Annotated in this window: 21 protein-coding genes; 15 read left to right on the top strand and 6 right to left on the bottom strand. The window is 69.9% G+C overall.

All coding sequences use genetic code 11. The features are described 5' to 3' along the window. Nucleotides 1–174: 174 nt before the first annotated feature. From groL (GXY85_09980) to GXY85_09925, 12 genes are all read left to right on the top strand, one after another. A complete protein-coding gene (gene groL / locus GXY85_09980) occupies nucleotides 175–1,851 on the top strand; it encodes a chaperonin GroEL (protein ID NLW51152.1) in 1,677 nt (558 codons plus the stop codon). A gap of 70 nt (nucleotides 1,852–1,921) precedes the next feature. After that, nucleotides 1,922–2,215 carry a co-chaperone GroES gene (locus GXY85_09975; GenBank protein ID NLW51151.1) on the top strand — a complete coding sequence of 98 codons (294 nt, stop codon included), beginning with the start codon at nucleotides 1,922–1,924 and terminating at the stop codon, nucleotides 2,213–2,215. A 42-nt stretch (nucleotides 2,216–2,257) separates the two neighbouring features. Beyond that, on the top strand, nucleotides 2,258–3,880 hold the full coding sequence (groL, locus tag GXY85_09970) for a chaperonin GroEL (GenBank protein NLW51150.1): 1,623 nt from the start codon (nucleotides 2,258–2,260) through the stop codon (nucleotides 3,878–3,880). 132 nt (nucleotides 3,881–4,012) lie between these two features. Next, entirely contained in the window at nucleotides 4,013–5,155 is a 1,143-nt protein-coding gene (dnaJ, locus tag GXY85_09965) for a molecular chaperone DnaJ (GenBank protein NLW51149.1), read from the top strand. A gap of 35 nt (nucleotides 5,156–5,190) precedes the next feature. Further along, entirely contained in the window at nucleotides 5,191–5,811 is a 621-nt protein-coding gene (locus tag GXY85_09960; GenBank protein NLW51148.1) for a nucleotide exchange factor GrpE, read from the top strand. Nucleotides 5,812–5,873: 62 nt separating this feature from the next. Then, a complete protein-coding gene (locus GXY85_09955) occupies nucleotides 5,874–6,158 on the top strand; it encodes a zinc ribbon domain-containing protein (GenBank protein NLW51147.1) in 285 nt (94 codons plus the stop codon). Between the two features lie 56 nt (nucleotides 6,159–6,214). Further along, a complete protein-coding gene (locus tag GXY85_09950; GenBank protein ID NLW51146.1) occupies nucleotides 6,215–6,406 on the top strand; it encodes a DNA gyrase inhibitor YacG in 192 nt (63 codons plus the stop codon). A 104-nt stretch (nucleotides 6,407–6,510) separates the two neighbouring features. Continuing rightward, nucleotides 6,511–7,800 carry a hypothetical protein gene (locus GXY85_09945; GenBank protein ID NLW51145.1) on the top strand — a complete coding sequence of 430 codons (1,290 nt, stop codon included), beginning with the start codon at nucleotides 6,511–6,513 and terminating at the stop codon, nucleotides 7,798–7,800. Nucleotides 7,801–8,128: 328 nt separating this feature from the next. Then, nucleotides 8,129–8,935: an amidohydrolase family protein gene (locus GXY85_09940; GenBank protein NLW51144.1), complete on the top strand. Its 807-nt coding sequence runs from the start codon at nucleotides 8,129–8,131 to the stop codon at nucleotides 8,933–8,935. A gap of 19 nt (nucleotides 8,936–8,954) precedes the next feature. Further along, complete coding sequence (locus GXY85_09935; protein ID NLW51143.1) at nucleotides 8,955–10,958, top strand: PQQ-binding-like beta-propeller repeat protein; 2,004 nt, start codon at nucleotides 8,955–8,957, stop codon at nucleotides 10,956–10,958. Nucleotides 10,959–11,010: 52 nt separating this feature from the next. After that, nucleotides 11,011–11,502 carry a metallophosphoesterase gene (locus GXY85_09930; protein NLW51142.1) on the top strand — a complete coding sequence of 164 codons (492 nt, stop codon included), beginning with the start codon at nucleotides 11,011–11,013 and terminating at the stop codon, nucleotides 11,500–11,502. Then, on the top strand, nucleotides 11,499–11,972 hold the full coding sequence (locus tag GXY85_09925) for a PEGA domain-containing protein (GenBank protein ID NLW51141.1): 474 nt from the start codon (nucleotides 11,499–11,501) through the stop codon (nucleotides 11,970–11,972). The genes GXY85_09930 and GXY85_09925 overlap by 4 nt, the downstream gene beginning before the upstream one ends. Nucleotides 11,973–11,989: 17 nt before the next feature. Here the strand turns inward: GXY85_09925 and recG are convergent, their stop codons facing one another. Next, nucleotides 11,990–14,101: an ATP-dependent DNA helicase RecG gene (gene recG / locus GXY85_09920; protein NLW51140.1), complete on the bottom strand. Its 2,112-nt coding sequence runs from the start codon at nucleotides 14,099–14,101 to the stop codon at nucleotides 11,990–11,992. A gap of 192 nt (nucleotides 14,102–14,293) precedes the next feature. On the opposite strand from recG, the gene GXY85_09915 reads away from it, so the two are divergent. Next, complete coding sequence (locus GXY85_09915; GenBank protein NLW51139.1) at nucleotides 14,294–15,136, top strand: sugar phosphate isomerase/epimerase; 843 nt, start codon at nucleotides 14,294–14,296, stop codon at nucleotides 15,134–15,136. 27 nt (nucleotides 15,137–15,163) lie between these two features. Here GXY85_09915 and GXY85_09910 read toward each other — a convergent pair whose 3' ends face one another. The 5 genes from GXY85_09910 to GXY85_09890 all read right to left on the bottom strand — a co-directional run bounded on the left by GXY85_09910 (nucleotide 15,164) and on the right by GXY85_09890 (nucleotide 19,224). Beyond that, complete coding sequence (locus GXY85_09910; protein NLW51138.1) at nucleotides 15,164–15,532, bottom strand: acyl-CoA thioesterase; 369 nt, start codon at nucleotides 15,530–15,532, stop codon at nucleotides 15,164–15,166. A 26-nt stretch (nucleotides 15,533–15,558) separates the two neighbouring features. After that, entirely contained in the window at nucleotides 15,559–16,644 is a 1,086-nt protein-coding gene (locus GXY85_09905) for a hypothetical protein (GenBank protein ID NLW51137.1), read from the bottom strand. Between the two features lie 30 nt (nucleotides 16,645–16,674). Next, complete coding sequence (locus tag GXY85_09900; protein ID NLW51136.1) at nucleotides 16,675–17,262, bottom strand: YbhB/YbcL family Raf kinase inhibitor-like protein; 588 nt, start codon at nucleotides 17,260–17,262, stop codon at nucleotides 16,675–16,677. A gap of 92 nt (nucleotides 17,263–17,354) precedes the next feature. After that, nucleotides 17,355–18,170 carry an amidohydrolase family protein gene (locus GXY85_09895; protein NLW51135.1) on the bottom strand — a complete coding sequence of 272 codons (816 nt, stop codon included), beginning with the start codon at nucleotides 18,168–18,170 and terminating at the stop codon, nucleotides 17,355–17,357. Nucleotides 18,171–18,231: 61 nt separating this feature from the next. Further along, nucleotides 18,232–19,224: a nucleoid-structuring protein H-NS gene (locus GXY85_09890; GenBank protein ID NLW51134.1), complete on the bottom strand. Its 993-nt coding sequence runs from the start codon at nucleotides 19,222–19,224 to the stop codon at nucleotides 18,232–18,234. Between the two features lie 193 nt (nucleotides 19,225–19,417). Between GXY85_09890 and GXY85_09885 the strand changes: the two genes are divergently transcribed. Together GXY85_09885 and ccsA are read left to right on the top strand one after the other, a co-directional pair. Beyond that, on the top strand, nucleotides 19,418–20,131 hold the full coding sequence (locus GXY85_09885) for a cytochrome c biogenesis protein ResB (protein NLW51133.1): 714 nt from the start codon (nucleotides 19,418–19,420) through the stop codon (nucleotides 20,129–20,131). Then, nucleotides 20,121–20,900: a cytochrome c biogenesis protein CcsA gene (gene ccsA, locus GXY85_09880; protein ID NLW51132.1), complete on the top strand. Its 780-nt coding sequence runs from the start codon at nucleotides 20,121–20,123 to the stop codon at nucleotides 20,898–20,900. The genes GXY85_09885 and ccsA overlap by 11 nt, the downstream gene beginning before the upstream one ends. The last annotated feature ends 3 nt before the right edge of the window (nucleotides 20,901–20,903 follow it).

Below are 20,903 nucleotides of genomic sequence, written 5' to 3'. Positions count from 1 at the left end.
CGGGCATAATGGGGCACGTCAGCGCCTTCCGGTTGGGCAGCCGCCCCTCTGCGATCATTGCACGGTGCCGGATGCGGGCCGGAGACGCGGCGCTGGCATGGGGTTTGCTCTTCCGCGCGGGAACTTCCTCGCACGCGTTCCTCAACCTGAATGTATCGCAGGAGGGTCTGACAAATGGCCGCCAAGGAATTGGCTTTCGGCCTGGAAGCACAGGAGAAGCTTCTGGCCGGCGTCGGCAAGCTCGCCCGCGCCGTGAAGCAAACGCTCGGTCCCCGGGGCCGCAACGCCGTGCTCGACAAGGGCTGGGGCAGTCCGAAGGTCACCAAGGACGGCGTGACCGTTGCCGACGACATCGAGCTCTGTGAGCGCTACGAGAACCTGGGCGTTCAGTTGCTCAAGCAGGCCGCGTCGAAGACCAACGACGACGCGGGCGACGGCACCACCACGGCCACCGTGCTGGCCGAGGCGCTCTGCCGCGAGGGCATGAAGCGCGTCGTGGCCGGCTGCGACTCCATGGCCCTGCGCCGCGGCATGCAGCGGGCCTGCAATGCCGTCGTCGAGGAGCTCCGCAAGCACAGCAAGACCGTCGACGGATCCGACGGCATCGCCGCCGTGGCGTCCATCGCCGCGAACAACGACCGGGAGATCGGCCGCATGATCGCCCGCGCCATGGACAAGGTCGGGCGCAAGGGTGTCATCACGGTCGAGGAGGGCCGCAGCACCCAGACCCAGGTGGAAGTCGTCGAGGGCATGCAGTTCGACCGCGGCTACCTGTCCCCGCAGTTCATCACCGACGAAGACACGATGCAGTGCGTGCTCTCGGACTGCTACGTGCTCATCTTCGAGAAGAAGATCACCACGTCCAAGTCCATCGCGCCCATCATGAGCCGCGTGGCCGAGCAGAAGCGTCCCCTGCTGGTCATCAGCGAGGACGTGGAGAGCGAGGCCCTGGCCACGCTCGTGGTCAACAAACTGCGCGGCGTCATCAGTTGCGCCGCCGTCAAGGCGCCGGGCTACGGCGACCGTCGCAAGGCCATGATGGAGGACATCGCCATCCTGACCGGCGCGCGGGCCATCTTCCAGGACCTCGGCATCGAGCTGGAGAACGTCGGGCCGGCCGATCTGGGTCGGGCCAAGAAGGTGACGCTGACGGACAAGACGTGCACGATCGTGGGCGGGGCCGGCTCGGCGGCCGAGCTGAAGGCCCGCGTCGCGCAGATCGAGCGCGAGATCGAGGCGACCACCAGCGACTACGACCGCGAGAAGCTCCAGGAGCGGCTGGCCAAGCTCAGCGGCGGCGTCGCCCAGATCAACGTCGGCGCCACCACCGAGACCGAGATGAAGGAGAAGAAGGCGCTCGTCGAGGACGCCCTGAACGCGACCCGGGCAGCCATCGAGGAAGGCATCCTGCCCGGCGGCGGCGTCGCCCTGCTGCGAGCAGTCGGCGCGGTCGAGAAGCTGAAGCTGGAAGGCGACGAGGCCGTCGGCGCCGGCGTGGTGCGGTCCGTCCTGCGCGTGCCGCTGATGACGATCGCCGACAACGCCGGCCTGGAGGGCGCCGTCGTGGCCCGGACGACGGAGCGGAACACCGACTACGCGTTCGGCTACGACGCCGACCAGGAGAAGTACTGCGACCTGTTCGAGCAAGGCGTCATCGACCCCACGAAGGTCATCCGCACGGCCCTGCAGAACGCCGTCAGCGTGGCCGGCATCATCCTGAGCACCGAATGCCTGATCCGCGAGAAGAAGGACGAGACGGACGAGGCAGGCATGGGCGGCCCGGAAGCCGGCATGGGCGGCATGGGTGGCATGGGCGGGATGGGTGGTATGGGCGGCATGGGCATGATGTGAGAGCCCCCGGCGCCGAGCACAGAGGACAGAGGCAACACACGAGAAATCAGGTTTCGGAGGTTCGGACAAGATGGCCAAGATCAAGCCGTTGGATGACCGCGTTGTGCTGGAGATCCTCGAACAGGCCGAGAAGACCCGCGGAGGCATCTTCCTCCCCGACACGGCCAAGGAGAAGCCGCAGCAGGGCAGGATCGTGGCCGCCGGTCCCGGCAAGGTGCTGGAGAACGGCCAGCGCGGCGCCATGACCGTCAAGAAAGGCGACGTGGTGATCTTCGCGAAGTACAGCGGCACGGAGGTCGAGGTGGACGGCAAGGAGCTTCTCATCCTGCGGGAGAGCGACCTGCTGGCCGTCGTCGAGAACTGACGCTCTCCACTTCGCCAGTACCGGACGGAGGAATCGATCCAGATGGCACCGAAGCAATTGATGTACGGGCAGGAAGCCCGCAGCAAGATACTCAGAGGCGTCCAGAAGCTGGCCGACGCCGTGCGCGTGACCATGGGGCCCACGGGCCACACCGTGGTCCTTCAGAAGAGCTACGGCGGCCCGAAGGTCACCAAGGACGGCGTGACCGTCGCCAAGGAGATCGAACTCGAGGATAAGTTCGAGAGCATGGGCGCCAAGCTCGTCAACGAGGTCGCCAGCAAGACGAGCGACGACGCGGGCGACGGCACGACCACGGCCACCGTGCTGGCCGAGCTGATCTACCGCGAGGGCCTGCGCGCCGTCGCGGCCGGGGCCAACCCCATGGCGATCCGTCGCGGCGTCGACGAAGCCGTCGCCGCCGTCGTGGCCGAGCTGAAGGCGCGCAGCCAGCCCGTCAACAGCCGGGACGAGATCGCGCAGGTCGGCACCATCAGCGCCAACGGCGACCGGGAGATCGGTGAGAAGCTGGCCGAGGCGGTCGACAAGGTCGGCAAGGACGGCGTCATCACCGTCGAGGACGGCAACACGCTGGAGATGGAGCTGGAGTTCGTCGAGGGCATGCAGTTCGACAAGGGCTACCTCTCGCCGTACTTCATCACCAACGCCGAGAGCATGCAGGTGGAGCTGGAGGATCCCTACATCCTGATCCACCAGGCGAAGATATCGAGTGCGCGCGACATGATCCCGCTGCTGGAGAAGGTGCTCAGCGCGGGCAAGCCCCTGCTGATCGTCGCCGAGGACGTCGAAAGCGAAGCCCTCGCCCTGCTGGTCGTGAACAAGCTGCGCGGCCTGCTGCCGTGCTGCGCCGTGAAGGCGCCGGGCTTCGGCGATCGGCGCAAGGCCATGCTGAGCGATCTGGCCGTCGTGACCGCCGGGCGCTTCATCAGCGAGGACCTGGGCGTGAAGCTCGACGGCCTGCAGTTGAGCGACCTGGGCCGGGCCAAGCGCGTCATCGTCACCAAGGACGACACGACCGTCATCGAGGGCGCCGGCAAGACGTCCGACATCCGCGCGCGGATCGAGCAGATCCGCAAGCAGATCGAGCAGACCACGAGCGACTACGACCGCGAGAAGCTCCAGGAGCGGCTGGCCAAGCTCGCCGGCGGCGTCGCCGTCGTCCGTGTCGGCGCCGCGACCGAAGCCGAACTCAATGAGAAGAAGGCCCGCGTCGAGGACGCGCTGCACGCCGTACGCGCCGCCGCCGACGAAGGGGTGATCCCCGGGGGCGGCTGCACTCTCGTCCGCTGCAAGGACGCCGTGGCGAAGCGCCGCGAGCGCCTGCGCGGCGACGAAAAGACGGGTGCCGACATCATCGCCAAGGCGCTGGAGGCCCCGCTGATGAGCATCGCCGGGAACTCGGGCGTCAACGGCGCCGTCGTTGTGGCCGACGTGCTGGAGCAGAAGGACGGCGTCGGCTTCGACGCCCTGACCGGGCAGTACGTGGACATGGTCAAGGCGGGCATCATCGATCCCACCAAGGTCACCCGGACGGCGCTCGAGAACGCCGCCAGCATCGCCGCTCTCATGCTGACGACCGAAGCGCTCGTCACCGATCTGGACGAGGACGCCGAGGAGGGTGCGGCGCCGGAAGGCACGGTGCGCTGATGACGACGGACCGGCCGGAGACGGCGCATGCCGCACCCCCGGCCGGTCGCCGTCTCGTCCGGCACTGCCGGCCACGCGAAGGACGCTTCTTGGGCCGCGCAAGCGGGACGCACAGCGGGAAGCGGGTGCTCGATGGCGGACCGTGACTACTACGAGGTGCTGGGCGTCGCCAGGGATGCCTCGCAGGCCGAGATCAAGAAGGCATATCGCCGCAAGGCGCTCGAATACCACCCCGACCGCAACCAGGACGACCCGGCCGCCGCCGAGAGATTCAAGGAGGCGGCCGAAGCCTACGAGGTGCTCGGCAACGAAGAGACGCGGAGCCGCTATGACCGCTTCGGCCGGGCCGGCCTCCAGGGCGTGCCGCTGCACGATTTCGGCTCGGTCGACGACATTCTGAACGTCTTCAGCGACTTCTTCGGCGGAGCGGGCCTGTTCGACGGCTTCTTCGGAGGGGGCGGCGGCGCACGTCGCCCCGGACGCGGCCGGAACCTGCGCGTCTCGGTCGAGCTGGACCTGCGCGAGGTCCTGGACGGGGTCGAGAGGGCCATCCCGCTCGTGCGCCAGGAGGTCTGCCGCGAATGCGACGGGCGGGGCGCCCCCGAGGGCGGCCTGCGTTCCTGCGCCCAGTGCAACGGATACGGACAGGTCGAGAGCCGACAGGGCTTCTTCCGCATGCGCACGACCTGCCCCCGCTGCCAGGGCCGGGGCACCGTCGTCGTCGACCCCTGCTCCCGGTGCGGCGGACAGGGCCGCATCCGCAAGGAGGTCGAGGTGACCGTGCACGTGCCGGCCGGCATCGAATCGGGCACGCGACTGCGCGTGCGCGGCGAGGGCGAGGCCCTGCCGGGCAGCCCGTCCGGCGACCTCTACTGCGACGTCTACGTGCAGCCGCACGACGTATTCGAGCGCAACGGTCCCGACCTGCTCTGCGAAGTGCCCATCGGCTACCCGACCGCCGCCCTGGGAGGTGCGGTCGACGTGCCGTCGCTGGACGGAGAGGCCCGGCAACTCAACGTGCCCGCCGGCACGCAGAGCGGCGACGTGCTGAGGCTGCGCCGGCTGGGGCTGCCGCGCCTCAACAGCACGGCCCGCGGCGACCTGCTCGTGCGCGTGGTCATCGAGACGCCCCACCGCCTCACGGCCCGTCAGGAGGAACTGCTGCGCGAGCTGGCGGAGATCGAGGAAGAGAACGTATCGGAGAAGCGCAAGAGCTTCCTTGCGAAGCTCAAGGACTACATCTACGGTGAAGGGACGCCGGCCGAGGAGCAGTAAGCCCGCCCCGGCACGCCCTGTAGAGGCTCAGCACGATGAACGATGATCAGGACCGCCGACCCCAGGCCGATGCGGCCGAGCCCGCACGCGATGATGCGTGCGAGAATCCGGCCTTCGGCCACGCCGCAGACTCCGAAGGCGGTGTGACGCTCTCCTACGCGCAGTACGAGGAGTTGAAGGCCCTGGCCGGCGAGCGCGATGAGTATCTCCGCCGCCTCCAGAGGGCGGTGGCCGACTACCAGAACCTCCAGAAGCGTGTCGAGCGCTTCCAGGACGCCGCGCGCCAGGTCGCTCTGAGGGCGCTTGCCGACGACTTCCTGCCCGTTGCCGACAGCCTGGGGCGCGCCCTGGAGGCCGCCGCGAACTCCGAAGGCGGCGCCGGCATGATCGAAGGGCTGCGGCTGGTCGAACACGAGTTCTACCGCGCCCTGGCCGGCGTCGGCATCCGGCCGATCGAAGCGGTGGGACAGCCGTTCAACCCCGACTACCACGAGGCCGTACTCCAGATGCCCGTCAAGGGCGTGCCGACCCACACGGTCGTGCAGGAACTGAAGAAGGGCTTCCTGCTCGGCGAGACGCTTGTGCGTCCGGCACAGGTGATCGTCGCAGCCGCGCCGGCGGACGAGACGATTGACTCGCCCGATGCCGACGCGTAGAATGGAGACTTTCCGCAGGGCCGTGCGGCAGTAGCCCTTGAGCGCCATGGATCGAACCTCCTATGCCCACCTATGATTACGAGTGCAAGCAGTGCGGACACCGCTTCGAGGCCTTTCAGGGCATGAGCGATGAGCCGCTGAAGACATGCCCGGAGTGCGGGAAGAAGAAGCTGGTGCGGCTGATCGGGGGAGGCGCCGGCATCATCTTCCGGGGATCGGGCTTCTACATCACCGACTACCGGAACGGTTCGCGGAGCCCGGCGAAGGCCGCGACCGGCACGGCCGGTTCGGGGTCCGGTTCGGGGTCGGGGTCGGGCGGCAGCGCCTCGGGGGGGGCCGGGAACTGACTCCCCGCGCCCGTGCGGCAACCGTTCGAGGGAGCCATCCGGTGCGACCTGAGGAACTGCAGGTAGCGTGTCCCACGTGCGGGAGGCCGGTCGTGTACTCCACGGATGCGGCGGGGCGGTTCTTCCCATTCTGCTCCGAGCGGTGCCGCCTGATCGACCTCGGCAAGTGGCTCGACGAGGAGCACCGCATCCCCGGCCCCCCGGCCGAGGATGTGCCCGGCGCCGGCGGGGAGCCCACCGCCGGTTGAGCAGTGCCTCTTTTGTGTTTGACAATGCCGTCGCCCGTGTATACAGTGGCCGTTCAGTCAGCCACGTCCGGCGTTCTACACACGCGCTCGTTGGGAGAACCGTGATGAGAAAACGCACCGAGGATTGGCGGGATCTGCTGTCGGCCTACTCGCTCGCGCTCGACGCGAAGAAGGTCTGCATGGGGCTGCTGGCCGTCGGCGCCAGCATCGCCTTGATCGTCATCATGGCGGTGGTCTACGGCCTGCTCCTGGGCGACGTCAACCCGCCGGGGATGCTGCCGGGCGGGGACAACGACCTCATCGCCATGCTGATCGGAGGCGAAGGGGCCCGGGCCGCCGCAAGTGTCCGCGCACTCCTGAACCCCTTCTGCGCCGGCCGCGTGCACTTCCTGCTCTCGGTGCTCACCTACGTGGGCCTCCTCTACGTGTGGACCGGGGCGGCGGGGGTCATCAGCCGGCTGGCAGCCCTGGAGTACGGCCGCGACGACCTGCCCACACTGGCTGAGGCGCGCCAGATGGTGCGCTCCCGGCGCAGGGCCTACTTCATGGCCCCCATGATGCCGCTCCTGTTCATCCTCTTCCTGATCGCCCTGAACGTGATCGGCGGACTCGTCGCCTCCCTCTGGGTGCCGGGCCGCATCCTGCTGGTCTTCCCGGGCTTCCCCCTGCTGCTCGCATCGACTATCGTCATCGTGTTCCTGCTCGTGCTGGGGGTGCTCAGCTTCGCCCTGATGATGCCGGCCGTCAGCGCGGGCGGCAAGGACGGATTCGAGAGCTGGAGCACGGCCTACAGCTACGTGCTTTGGGGCCTGCGGCGGTTCGTCCTCTATGCGGTCGTCGCCGGTGTGGTCGGCTGCGTGGCGGGCTGGGTCGCGTTCCGACTGACCGACCTGCTGATGTTCCTCATCGTCCGGACGGTCAACCTCGGCTACGTGAACACCGTGGACTGGGTCAGCTACGTCGTCGGCGAGTCCGGGACGGCCATCACGCCCGCCGGGGAAGGGCTCGCGGCCCTGCCGAGCATGATCCTGACCGTGTTCTTCCTGGGCGTGCGACTGCTGCCCATCGCCTACCTGTTCTCCTACGTCTTCACCGCCGGCACCATCACCTTCCTGCTGATGCGCAAGGAGCAGGACAGCATTGGCGTCGATGAAATCTTCGAGGAAGCGGACGAGGAGGAAGAAGGCGCCGAGGGCCTCGAGGACACACCCGCCAAGGAGCCGTCGGACGCGTCGGATGAGACGGATGACGACGAAGAGGACGACCAGGACGAGGACGAAGACGAGGAGGACGACGAGGACAGCGAGGAAGACGAGGACGAGGATGAGGACGAGGATGAGGACGAGGATGACTCGCCCGAGCCGGCGTCGAACGGCGACGTGAAGGCGTCGTAGCAGCCCATTGACGAAGTGTGGAACAGCCGCCCGCCCTGGCGGGCAAGCCACGTCGGGCAGGCCTCGGCTGTTGGCCCAGGTCCGGAACGGCCTGACTGCAGGCAAGAACCCACAGGCGAGGGCGCCTGTGCCACACAAAAGGACTCCTTCAACGGGCTGATGGGGCGCCCCATGCCTCTGCAACGGGAGGGCCGCCGGCTTGCCGGCCGTCCTCCCGTTCTTGCTTGTGCAGGACGCCGCAACGGCGGTTGCGAACGCGGCGGTTTGTGCTACATTGGTGGTGCGCCGGACCGCTCCTGAACCCGATCCCGCGCAGGGGAGAGCACAGATGCTGATCGACTTCCACGCACACCTCTACGAGGACGCGGGCTACGGCGAGGCGCTGGCGGAGACGGCCCGGAACCTGGGCATCGACCGCCTGTGCATCTGCGGCGGCGAGGGCCGCTACGGGCTGGCCGCCAACGCAGAGGTTCGCAGGCAGGCCGATGCCTACCCGGAGATGTTCTTGCCGTTCGCCCACGTGGACCCGGGCGAAGACGGGCCCGCGACAGTCGAACGCCTCCGCCGCGCAGGTTTCGTCGGGCTGTGCGCCTGGGGGCCGTCGGCTCCCTACGATGCCGAGGAATACTTCCCCTTCTACGAGGCCGCCGAGGCGCTGCGCATGCCGCTGCTCCTCCATACGTGCGTGCTGCCGCCCACGCCGCTGGACCGCTCCCGGCGCATGCGCACCATGAATGCACACCCGATGCACCTGGACACGCTGGCCCGCTGCTTCCCGAACCTGAGCATCGTCGGCGTCGGGCTGGGCGGGCCGTGGTACGAGGAGGCCGTCGAGGTGCTGCGGCACCATGGGAACGTGCACTTCGACCTGTCCGGCGACCTGCTGCGCCGCAAGGGGGCGGAGTTCGTCGGCGACCTGCTCAGACCGCCCCAGGCCGCCCTGTGGGAGCAGAACGCGGCGGACGATCTGTGGGGCCGGATCATCTTCGGCACCGGCGTGCGGCACGACGAGATCGCGTCCGTCGAACGCGACCACCAGCGCGTCTTCCGTTCGCTCGCCCTGGCACCTGAGTGCATCGACTCGGTCATGGGAGGCACGGCGGCGCGGCTGCTGGGACTGTCGGCGGAGTCGTAACCGGACGGCGGAGGGAAAGATGCAGACGCAGGATGGGACGGCACCGATGTGGGAGTTCAAGGCGGCCGAACCGGTCGGCCGGATCGCCGCCGCGCACGCAGCTTCGTGCGCCCTGGTCTGCGCCGGTGAGCGCACCGTGCACGTGCTCGATGAGGGGGGCACGGTCTGCGGGCGCTTCAAGGCGGGCCAGCTGGTCCGCTGCCTCGACGTGGGCGGCGGCTCCGTTCTGACCGCCCTGGCCGGCACGGCGATCATCTATGCGTTCTCCCCAAGCGGCGACTTCGAATGGCGCGTGGAACTGGGCGGCCCCGTCACCGCCTATGCCGTCGGCCAGTCGGGCGAGTTCCTGGCCGCCGTCTCCGAGGCCGGCTGGCTCTACACATACTCGGCGGTCACCCGCGAGCGGCGCGTGGCGCCCATCGGATTTCCCATGACGGCGATCGTGGTCCGCGACGCGGACGCCCGCCGTATCGTCGTGGTCGGCGCGAAGGGGCAGCTTGCGCAACTGGACGGCCAGGGCAAGACGCAGTGGCAGAAGGACCTGGGCTTCCGGGCCGAATCCGTCTCGGCCGACGCGACCGGCGACCGCGTGTTCGTGGCCGGCGGCCGACGGGGCCTGCTGGTCTTCGACGCCGCCGGGCGCGAGGCGGGCAAGGTGGCCCCCGGCGGGGACGTGCAGCGGGTCGAGGCCGGCCCGCGAGGGTTTCCGGCGATGGTCGAGCTGGCAGAGGGCCGGCTGGCTCTGATCGACGAGGGCGGCCAGGTCGTCTGGGAGCGACCGGGGCCGAAGCCGGCCGGAACCTGGGCCTACGGAGCGGCCGGCGGCTGCCTCGTCGTGGCGGAGACCGACCGCCGCGTCGTCGCCTACCGGGTGGCAACGGCCGGGGACGAGCCCGCCGAGGCCCCGCGCCCTGCCGCGGCCGGCCCGTCGAAGGACCAGGAGCCGGCCGAACCGGGCGCGGACGACTACCTGGCGATCGAGGAGGCGATGGCCGCCGACGCCCCCGCCCCCGCCGCTGCGGCGGCGGCCCCGCGCAACACGGACAGGAACCTGCTGTGGAAGAAGCGCCTGCACGACGCGCTGCTGCCGATCCGCCCGGGCCTGCTGCGTTCGTCGGCCGACGGGGCCTTCCTGCTCGTGGGCCTGGCAGACGGGCAGGTCGCGGTGCTTGACCGTCAGGGCGCGCCGGTTCTGCGGCACCGCGTCGTCGAGGCCGCCGAGGTCGTGCCGGCGGCGTTCATCGAGGCCGTCGGCCTGCACGCCGGCAGGTCGCTGCATGTGCTGCAGCCCGCGACCGGGGACGTCCGGGAGATCGGCCTGGGCGAGGCGGACCTGTTGGGCATCGGCTGTGCCGACGATCTGAGCGTCGCCTACACGCTGGAGGACGGCGGCTGGCTCTGCCGTCTCGGGCAGGGGGGCGAGGCGGCCTGGCGGCGGCCCGTCGGCGACGAGGCCCGGACGCTGCTCGTGAGCGCGACCGGGCGGACCGTGCTGGTCGTCGATGCGGACGGGCGCCTGCGCTACTACGACCCCCAGGGCACCCTTCAGCGGAAGCTGCGTTTCGCCGACGGCGACCGGCACCACCCCGTGGTGGTCGGCGACGACTTCAGCGCGTTCGTGGCGCCCCGAGGGCGGCTGACGGTACTGGACGGCACGGGACGGCAGGCCTGGAGCCGGCGGCTTTTCGAGCCGATCGTGCGCGTAGACCGCCTGGGGGGCGCCCTGGCCGCCTACGGCGAGAACGCGCTCTGCGCCGTGGCGGACGTGCGCGCCGGCACGGTGTGGGATTTCGCGCCCCCACCGGGAGCGGTGCTGCTGAGGACCCCGTCGGAGGGCGGGCCCGTCGTGCTCCACGCGGCCGGGCCGCACCTGACGGTCTTCGCCGGTCGGGAGGCCGCACTGGAGCCGCGCTGGCACTGCCTCTGCGACGCGGACGTCAAGCAGTTCGAGGCCGACGCGGAGGCTCGCTGCATCGTGGCGGCGGCCGACGGCAAGCTCTACCGGTTCGAGCACAGGGAGTAGGGCGGCGCGGCCGCATGGCGCGGCCGCATCCGGAACGGAGGGAGATCGGGCCATGCTGGTCGGAATCCTGGCCGACACTCACGACAACCTGCCCAAGGTCTCGGCGGCGATGAAGCTGTTCGCCGAACGCGGGGTCGGCACGATCCTCCACGCAGGCGACTTCGTGGCCCCGTTCGTCCTGCGCCTGATGGGGCAGGGCGGGGTGCCGATCATCGGCGTCTTCGGGAACAACGACGGGGAGCGCGCCGGGCTGAGCAGGGCCTGCGACGGCCTTCACGCCGCGCCCTACCGGTGCGTGCTGGGCGGGCGCACGATCGTGCTGGCCCATGACGCGGACCAGCTTGCGGGCGCCTCCGACGGGGCCGACCTGCTCGTGTGCGGCCACACGCACGAGCCCCGTGTGCAGATGGGCCCGCCTCTGCTGGTCAACCCCGGCGAGGCCGGCGGCTGGCTCACCGGCCTTTCCACGGCGGCGCTGGTGAGCCTGGAGACCATGGAGGCGGAACTCGTTCAACTCGGACCTCAGGAGACGGTTCTCCCATGAGACACTCGATCGTGACGGCCGCCTTCGCCGTCGCCCTGCTGACCGCCGCGTCGGGCTGCGTGGAGCGGAAGATGTACATCCGCTCCGAGCCCGCCGGGGCTCCCGTCTGGATCGACGAATCCTACGTCGGCATGACGCCTCTGGATCACTCCTTCGCCCACTATGGCCTGCGCCGCGTGCGCGTGGGGCCCGTGCGCGACGAGGACGGACGGCTCACGCACGAGGAGCAGGTGGTGGACTGGGAGGTGGAGCCGCCCTGGTATGAGACCTTCCCGTTCGACTTCTTCGCCGAGGTGCTCTATCCCGAGGTCCTCCTGGACCAGCACACGCTTCCCCTGGTCGTGCTGCCGAACGCGCCGGAACCGGGCCATGTCCCGGCAGTCGATCCGGACGCCGTGATCGCCCGGGGGGAGGCGTACCGCGAGAGGGCGCTTGCGGGGTTCGTGGAGGAGTTGCCGGAAGGGCAGTAGGCGGGCGGCCCGCCATCCTATCCGATGTCCGCCAGGGCCAGACCCTCGCCGTACCGGGAGAGGATGGTCTGCCGGATCCGCAGGTGCTCCGGCCGGCGCAGGTCCGGGTCGGCCTCCACGAGGCGGACGGCGTCGTCGCACGCCTCCTTGAGGAGGGCTGGGTCCGAGAAGTCGTAGCATCGGAACTCGGGCATGCCGCTCTGGCGGGTGCCGAACACCTGCCCCGGCCCCCGCAGGCGCAGATCCTCCTCGGCGATGCGGAAGCCGTCGCACGTCTGCGTCAGGATGCCCAGGCGCGCCTGTGCGTCCTCTGTGGTCGGATCGGCCAGCAGGAAGCACCGGCCGGGGAAGCGCCCCCGCCCGATGCGGCCGCGGAGCTGGTGGAGCTGCGCCAGGCCCAGCCGTTCCGCGTGCTGCACGATCATCACGCTCGCCTCCGGCACGTCGATGCCCACCTCGATCACCGTCGTGGCGGCCATCACGCGGCAGCCGCCGGTGCGGAATGCCTCCATCACCTCCTGCTTGTGCGCGGGCGGCATCTGCCCGTGCAGCAGGCAGCACGGGTGTTCGGGGAAGACCTCGGTGCGCAGCCGTTGGTAGCCTTCGGTGGCGCTGGTCAGGTCCAGGTCGCGGTTCTCCTCCACGAGCGGGTAGACGACGAACACGCGCCGCCCCTGCTCGAGTTCCCCGCGCGCGGCCTCAAAGGCGCGGTCCCAGTCCCTCGGCGGGCACAGGACCGTCTCGACGGGGCTGCGGCCCGGCGGCATCTCGTCGATGACGCTCACGTCCATGTCGGCGAAGTAGGCCAGCGCGAGGGTGCGCGGGATCGGCGTGGCGGTCATGATGAGCACGTCGGGGGGCGGGCCCTTGCGGCGGATCTCCAGTCGCTGCCGCACGCCGAAGCGGTGCTGCTCGTCGACCACCACCAGAGCCAGGTTGCTGAACTCCACGTCGCCCTGGATGAGCGCGTGGGTGCCCACCACCAGGTCCACCTCGCCACGGGCGATCGCCGCCAGCCGCGCCCGCCGCTCGGCCGGGGACGCGCTGCCGGTCAGCAGGGCGGTGCGCACGCGTGCGGACTTCAGCAGTGCCTGCAGCGTCAGGGCGTGCTGCTCGGCCAGGATCTCGGTCGGGGCCATGAGGGCGGCCTGGCAGCCCCTGCGGCTGTCCGCCAGGGCGGCCAGGAGGGCGTAGACGGCCACCACGGTCTTGCCGGAGCCGACGTCGCCCTGGAGGAGGCGGTTCATGGGGCGGGGGCTGCGCATGTCGGCGACGACTTCCGAGATCGCGCGGTCCTGTGCCCCCGTGAAGGAGAACGGGAACAAGCGGCGGATGCGCCTGTCGACGTTCGGGCCGACCCGGAATGAGACGCCCGCCTGCTGCCGGGCGCGTGCGCGCCGGAGCGCCAGTGCCGTCTGGAAGAGCAGCAGTTCCTCGTAGCCCAGCCGGCGCCGCGCCGCCTCGGCCTCGGCCGGTGCGTTCGGAAAGTGCACGTCGCGCAGCGCCCGCCGCACGTCGGGCAGGCCCTTGCGCCGGCAGAGCGCCGGCGGGAGGGTGTCGACGACCCCGGCGGCGCCCGCCTCGAGCGCCGTGCGCACGATTGCACGCATGGCCGCCTGCGAGATGCCCTCCGTCAGCGGATAGAGCGGCAGGATGCGGTCGAACCTCTCCGCCGATGCGTCCTGAGCGGGACCGACGGAGCAGTCGGGAGCGACGATCTGCAGGCCGCCGTAGAAGTTGACGGTGCCGTAGGCGCGGATCGGCTCGCCGATGGGGTAGCGGGCGGCCCAGGCCTGGCGCGCGTTGAACCACGTGAGTGCGAGGAGGCCCGTCGCGTCCTCCACGTCCACCTCCAGGATGCCGCCCCGACGGCTGCGTGCGTAGCGGAAGCGGACGTCGGCGATGCGCCCGGCGACCACCGCGCGTTCGCCCGCACGGAGTCCGGCGATCGGCCGCGGGTGGCGGCGGTCCTCGTAGCCGCGCGGCAGGTGGAAGACCACGTCGCGGACCGTGTGCAGGTCCAGCCGGGCGAGCGCCTCCGCACGGCGAGGGCCGACGCCGCGCAGGTAGCGCACGTCGCGGTCCAGGGCTCCGGCCGCGTCGGATCCGAGCCCGACCTCCTTGCCCACGGACACCCTCCCTCTGTGCGTCGGGATCATCGTCGATCGCAGTCCGGGCACTATACCAGAGACGCGTCCCGACGTCACGGTGCGCATCTACGGCGTTTTGACTTCGCGGCGGATCAAGCCTACAATCCCCGGAGCCGTCCCTCGGGGCACCGGGGCCGGCCTGCCGCGTTCCTCAGGATCGGGGAGACGGGTATGAAGCTCGGCGTCTATTCGCTCGTCACGCCGGATTACCGGGTGGACGATGCCGCCGGACTGGTGGCCGAGACCGGCCACGAAGGCATCGAGTGGACGGTGGACTACAAGAACGCCGTCTGGGACGGCACGAGCCGGTGGCACATCGACACGGCCAACCTGGAGGAGAGCGCACGCGCCGCGCGTGCGGCGGCCGAGCGCCATGGCCTGACCGTCGTATCTCTCGGCACGGCAGTGAGTTGCTTCGACCTGGACGGCGCGCGCACGTGCATGGAGGTCGCCCGAATCGTCGGTGCGCCGATGCTGAGGGTGGCCGGGCCGCGCTACGACGGCAAGACGCCCTATCAGGAGCTGTTCGAGAAGGCCCGGGCCGCCTACGTCGAGGTGGAGAAGGCCGCGCGGGCGGCCGGCGTCAAGGCCCTGCTCGAACTGCACCACGGCCTGATCTGCACGAACACGTCGTCCGCCCTCCGTCTGCTCGAGGGCCGGGACCCGCGCTGGGTCGGCGTCATCCTCGACCCCGCGAACATGGTCCGCGAGGGCATCGAGAACTGGAAGATGGCCTGCGAGATACTCGGCCCCTACCTGGCGCACGTGCACACGAAGAACGACCGTTGGGTGCGGCGCGAAGACGGCACGTGGTTCTGCGAGCACTGCGGCATCGACGAGGGGATCGTGGACTGGAAGGAGGTGATCGCCGCGCTCAAGAGCGTCGGCTACGACGGCTGGCTGAACCTGGAGGACCTCCAGGGCGGCTGGGCCTGCAAGCCCGTCGGCATCACCACGCGCGAGAAGCTGGAGCGCGGCCACCGGTTCCTGTCGGCCCTGCTGCAGGGGGAGTAGGCCCCCCCCGGGGGCGCGCCGCGGGCTTCAGGCGTGCAGCGGGGCGGGGACGCCGTGGGAATCCACGCAGACCATGACCACGGTGCCGTCGAACGACTGCACGGGCGGACCGCCGCGGCCGTCGTGCACGACCATCTCCACGTGCACTCGCACGCTCGTGCGGCCCGTCTGGCCGACGTGGAAGCGGAACTCCAGCATGTCGCCCAGGTGCGCCGGCGCCGTGAACTCGGCGTTCTGCACGGCGCGCGTGACGAAGTTCCGGCCCGGGTAGGCCCGCATGCAGGCGATGAACGCCAGCTCGTCGATCTCCCGCAGGACGACGCCGCCGAACAGGTTGCCGTACTGGTTCAGGTGCTCCTGCCGCACGATCATGTGGTGCGCAAATGCATGTGCCATGGCAGCCTCCGATGCCGCGCGCCCTGTCAGTACGTCCCCAGGCGCAGGCCCTCGTCGACGAAGAACCGGTAGGTCTCGTAGTCGCACGTGGTCGGCACGGAGTGGTCGGAGTGCAGGATGTAGCCCCCGCCCTCCATGAGGACCGGGATCTTGCGCCCGAGTTCCCTGCGGATCGCCTCGCGGTCGTTGGCCACGAGGTTGCGTGCGTCCATGCCGCCGAAGAGCGTGATCCGGTCGCCGAACTCGGCCTTGATCTCCAGCGGGTCCATCCCGGCCTTCACCTCCATGACCTGCAGGCAGTCCATGCCGGCCTCGACCAGGCCGGGCAGGAGGGGCCGAATGTAGCCGCAGGAGTGCACCAGGACGGGCAGTCCCCACGAGTGCGCCCACGCGAAGGTCCGCGCGTGGCCCGGCTGAACGATGTCGCGGTACATCTGCGGCGACATGAACGGCCGCCCCTTGAAGCCCATGTCCTCGAAGAACCAGACGCCGTCCGGCGGGCCCTCCTCGGCGAACAGGATGCCCATGAGGGCCACCGTCAACTCGGCGTAGACGTCCACCATGTCGCGCACCCAGGCGGGGTCCAGCGCCATGCCCATGAGCATGTGCTCGTGGCCGCAGACCGGGAAGATGAGTTCGAACACGTTCCGTCCGCCCCAGCAGAAGAAGCGGCCGGCCTCGGCGGCCTCCCGGCGGGCGCGGCGGTAGCCCTCGAAGTCGATGCGCCGCCGGTCGGGCTCCAGCAGCAGGGAACGCGCCTTCGCCTCCCACGTGCGGCGGTCCTTCACCGCGAAGTCCACGTGCTCCGGCGTCGCGTCGTGCAGCTTGTGCCGGCGAAGCAGGGCGCCGTTGGCGTCGCGCGTCAGGATGGTCTCGGCGGTCTCCTCGACGACGACGGGCTCGAAGCCCAGGTCGGCCATCAGGTTGAAGGGCCAGTGGGTGCTGATGTCGAAGCCGAAGTGCGTGGGCAGGTCTTCGTCCGCACGCACGTGGCCCTCGGCGATCCACTTCTTCCGGGTGTCGCCCCAGAAGCTCTCGAAGAGCCCGATGCGGTCGACGGGCTCCCGGCGCAGGATGCGGGCGATGCGTTCACGTCCGGTCAGGGGCGGCATGCATACTCCTTCGCGGTGGGGACGGCGCCGTCAGCGCCCGGCCGCAGGGCGGTAACGTCCCATCAGGGCGGTCTCGGCCAGGATGCTGCCCGCCATGGCGGCCCGGAGCTGCTGCTTCGTGTAGGCGCCGGCCATGTCGAGCGTGGTGCTGAGGGCGTAGAGCCGGAAGAAGTAGCGGTGCTCCTGCCCGTGCGGCGGGTTCGGCCCCCCGTAGGCGGTCTCGCGGAAGTCGTTGACGCCCTGCGCGCCGAACGCGGTGGTCTCCCCGGACGGCACGCCCTCGGGCAGTTCCCGGAGCTTGCCGGGGATCTCGCAGAGCATCCAGTGCGTGAACGTGCGGTTCGGGGCGTCGGGGTCCTCGACGACCAGCGCGAACGTCATGGTGCCGTCCGGCACGTTGTCCCACACGAGCGGGGGCGAGACGTTCCGTCCGTCGGCCGTGTACTCGGGCGGGATCGCACCCCCGTGTCCGAAGGAGGGGCAGACGAGCACGAACTCGCCCTCGGCGGGCGGCTGTTCGGCCCGCCGGCGCTCGAGCGCGCGCTTGCGGAAGTGGTTGGCTGCCAGAAGGAGCACGAGCACGACCAGGACCGCCGCCACGATCTGCCTGGGAGCCATCTCCGAACCTCCTTCCGAAGGAGTGGACCGCCGCGGCCATTGTCGGCCGGGCGGCCGGGGCTGTCAAGCCCCATTCGGACGGCCCCGACGCGTCAGGCGTCCTCCAGGCCCAGGATGCGCGCCATGGTTCCGTAGAGCACCTGGTGGCGCATCTCGGGCGGCAGGTTGATCGCTTCCATGGTCTGCTCGTAGTCGTGGAGCACGTCCTTGACGTAGTCCGGGCCGACGTCGCTGCCGAAGACGATCTTCTCCCAGGCGTAGCGCCCCTCGACGTCGCCGTAGAAGGTCGTCGGCGTCCACCAGAGGAGTTCCTTGAGGAACTGCGGCGACTTCTTCTTCAAGGTCGAGCCGGACAGGTCGAAGTAGAGGTTCGGGTTCCAGCGGCAGGACATGGTGGCTTCTTCATACCACGGATTGCCCAGGTGCGCGCCGATGATGGTCAGCTCGGGGAAGCTCCGCGCGATCGTGTCCAGGTAGACCGGCCGCATCAGGTTGTTGTCGGTGCGCAGGTTGCGCGTGACGTGCCGGGCCACGATGCCCAGGTGGAAGAGGGCGATCATGCCCAGTTCCTGCGCCTTCGCGTAGATGGGATCGTAGGACGGGTCGTGGTAGGGCTTCGGCGGGATGATGAACTTCAGCCCGCGGAAGCCCTCGTCGTGGAGCCGCTGGACCTGGTCGGCGCCGTCGTCCTGCCACATGTTGACGCCGCCGAAGCCCACGAACAGGTCGGGGTACTTCTCGAAGGCGCGCTTCGTGTTGGCGTTGTTGTCCCGGGGGGAATCGGGCACGTTGGTCGCCACCAGGCAGACCTTGACGATGCCGAGCTTCTCGCACACGGCGGCGAGGCGGTCGGCGTAGGCCTCGTCGCCCACGTGATGGTGGGCGTCGATGATCGGGCGCTTGGTCATGAGGTGATCCTCCGGAGACGGTGTCGAGGCGGGAGCGGGGAGCGCGCGTGCGCGCCGGGCGCTACTCCTCCTCGGTCATCTGGTCGTAGAAGCGAACGTAATCGTCCGGGTCCTCGCCCTGTCGCATCGCGATGGCCGCGCGCGGGTGGCGGTTGAGCTGGCCCGTGATGATGTACGGGATGCTCGGCCCCCACTCCATCTGCTCCTTCAGCGGCAACAGGTGCTCCTGGATGCACTTGAGCACGGGGCGGAGGTGGAACTTCGGGTTCTTCAGGAACCCGAGCAGCAGCTCGGTGGCGCAGTTGCCGGCGCCGCGGCCCATGCCGTGCAGCGTCGCGTCCAGCCGGCTCGCGCCGTGGATCAGCGCCTCGATGGTGTTGGCGTAGGCGAGCTGCTGGTTGTTGTGCGCATGGATGCCGATCTCCTTGCCCTTGCCCTCCACGGCCTTCATGTAGGTCACGACCAGGTCGCGCACCTGCTCCGAGTAGAGCGCCCCGAAGCTGTCGACCAGGTAGATGGTCGTCACCGGCGTCTCCGCGACGATCTGCAGGGCCTGGTCGAGTTCGCGTTCCGCAATCACGGAGACCGCCATGAGCTGAAGGACGACCTCGTAGCCCTTCTCATGTGCGTCCCGGATCATGTCCAGCGCAACCGGGATCTGGTGGATGTAGCAGGCCACGCGGATGGCGTCGATGACGCTCTCGGACTTCGGCAGGATGTCCGCCTCGTAGTCGCAGCGTTCGGCATCGGCCATGACGGAGATCTTCAGGTCCGTCTCGTTGTCGCCGACGATGCGACGCAGGTCTTCCTCGTCGCAGTGCTTCCAGGGGCCGAACTCGTCGGTCGGGTAGATGCTCTTGGCGCCCTTGTAGCCCATCTCCATGTAGTCCACGCCGGCGTCGACGCAGGTCCGGTAGACGGCCCGCACGAAGTCGTCGTCGAAACGGTGGTTGTTGATCAGACCGCCGTCGCGGACGGTGCAGTCCAGTATCTTGATGTCCGGCCGGTAGGTGAGCCAGGAGCCCCTGGCGAACTCGCTCTTCACGTGCTGCATGAAGCATCTCCTGAGAGGCATGGACAGCCCTGACCCCATGATCGCAGGCGGCGGCGTCATTTTCAACCGCGCTCGCCGCACGCGCGTCATGCACGGCCGTCCCGCCCCGGCGGGCAAGCCCTCGGTCTGTCGTGTCGCTTGACCGTGCTGCGGCGTGCCGGTACAACCGGGTCTCCCCAGGCAAGGGGCCGCTATGGACCGAAGGCCGGTGCAGGCCGTGGAGCTGGGCGGGGTGGCGAGCCTCGCCGCCCTGTGCGTCGTGGGCGCGTTTCTGGGCCCGGAACGGGCGCGGAGGCTGTTCAACTCCTGGCCGATGGGGGCCTTCTGGAGCGCGGGCGCTCTGTGGCTGCTCGGGCGGGCCGTCGTCGGCAGGGGAGTGGCCCGGAGGGTGGCCCTGCTCGGGGCCGCGTTCATCCTGGCCGGAGGGCTCTGGGGCTCGGCCTCCGGGCGCCGGCTGGCGGAGCGCCTGCTGGGATGGCCTGCACCGGTGGACGGCTACCTGTTCCTGCCGCGCGGGCGGCTCTGCGACGATGTGTTCAGCCACGGATTCGAGCACAGGATCGCCCGCCTACCCTTCCATCTCGTGTGCCACACGGTCCGCGTGGACGCCGACCCGGCCGGCGGGGCCGTGCGGGAGTATGCCGCGGACGTGGCCGTCGTCAGCGGCGGGCGGGACGTCTGCCGGGCATCCGTCGCGATGAACCGGCCGCTGCGGCACGGCGGCTACCAGTTCAGCCTGCAGGGCGGAGGCTGGGAGCGCGGGGACTACGTGATGCTGAGGGCCAAGTCGGATCGCGGGCTGTTCGCCGTCTACGCGGGGATGCTGCTGCTGTGCACGGGCGTGTTCCTGCACTTCTGGCTCCTGCCGGCGCCGTCCGGCGGGGGAGGGGGCGCCGATGGACCCTGAGGGCTACTGGGCGAGCCGACTGGCCGCCGCCGCACTGGTGGCCTGCACAGGCGCTGCTGCGGCGTGGTTTGCGGGCCGGCGGCCGGCAGGCACCTGGCTGTTCCGGGCGGGGTTCGGTCTGCTGCTGGCGGCCGTGGCCGTGCGGTGGACGGCCGTGGGGCACACGCCGATGAAGAACCTCTTCGAGGTGTTCCTCTGCATGGCGACGCTCTGCTATCCGCTCTCGGCCTTCTTCGAGCGGCGGCTGAGGGTGCCGGGGCGGGGCGAGGACGCGCTGATGGCCGCGCTCTTCCTGGTGCCCGTGGCGTTCGTGTTCGACCCGGCGCCGCTGCCGCTGCCGCCCATACTCCGGAGCCGGCTGTTCGGGCCGCACATCCTGGCCTACCTGGCGGGCTATCTGGTGATGTTGCGCGCCGGGGTGCAGTCAGTGCGCGTGCTGGCATCCGGCGGCACGGATGCCCGGGCGGACGAGGGAGCACATCGCCTGGCCCGCTTCGGGTTCCCGCTGCTGACGCTCGGGCTGGTGCTGGGGTCCGTCTGGGGGCAGCGCGCCTGGGGCGACTACTGGAACTGGGACCCGAAGGAACTCTGGGCGCTGGCCATGTGGCTGGTCTACGTGGGCTACTTCCAGTGGCGTCGCCTGACGGGGGGCGCACGCCGCCGCGCGAACGCGGCATTCGTCCTGGCCGGCTGCGGCACCATCGCGGCCACGCTGCTGTGGGCGAACCTGGCACGCGTCTTCGCCGGGCTGCACAGCTACGCGTCCTGAACC

This window comes from Candidatus Brocadiaceae bacterium (genome assembly GCA_012728835.1).
Taxonomy (GTDB): Bacteria; Planctomycetota; Brocadiia; order SM23-32; family SM23-32; genus JAAYEJ01.
Note: the sequence above shows the minus strand (reverse complement) of the source record. Positions and strands in the feature narration are given on the sequence as shown.